Genomic DNA, 576 nt, shown 5'->3' with positions numbered 1-576 from the left:
GAAGTTGTGCCGCGGCGGCGGGCAGGAGGTCGCCCACTCCAGCGAACGGCCGTAGCCCCACGGGTCGTCGACGCCGACCGGCTTGCCGTACTTGGCGGTCTTCCACACGTTGTAGAGGAACGGCAGCATCGACGCGCCGAGGACGAACGACCCGATCGTGGAGACCGTGTTCAGGGCGGTGAAGCCGTCGGCGGCGAGGTAGTCGGCGTAGCGGCGCGGCATGCCCTCGGCGCCCAGCCAGTGCTGCACCAGGAACGTGGTGTGGAAGCCGACGAACAGCGTCCAGAAGGTGATCTTGCCCAGGCGCTCGTCGAGCAGCTTGCCGGTGAACTTCGGCCACCAGAAGTGGAAGCCGGCGAACATCGCGAACACGACCGTGCCGAAGACGACGTAGTGGAAGTGCGCCACCACGAAGTACGAGTCCGAGATGTGGAAGTCCATCGGCGGCGAGGCCAGGATGACACCGGTCAGACCACCGAAGGTGAAGGTGATCAGGAAGCCGGTGGCCCACAGCATCGGTGTCTCGAAGGACAGCGAGCCCTTCCACATCGTGCCGATCCAGTTGAAGAACTTCAC

Annotated in this window: 1 protein-coding gene; it reads right to left on the bottom strand. The window is 64.9% G+C overall.

All coding sequences use genetic code 11. The annotated features are described in order from the left end of the window. Nucleotides 1-576 (bottom strand): cbb3-type cytochrome c oxidase subunit I (locus tag I3F54_RS31940; protein WP_240122416.1); only part of this gene is annotated, 576 nt, incomplete at both ends.

Origin of the sequence: Streptomyces sp. MUM 2J, from assembly GCF_022414535.1 — a bacterium.
Lineage (GTDB): Bacteria > Actinomycetota > Actinomycetes > Streptomycetales > Streptomycetaceae > Streptomyces.
The sequence above is the reverse complement of the archived record's forward strand: the minus strand, read 5'-3'. Positions and strand labels throughout refer to the sequence as shown.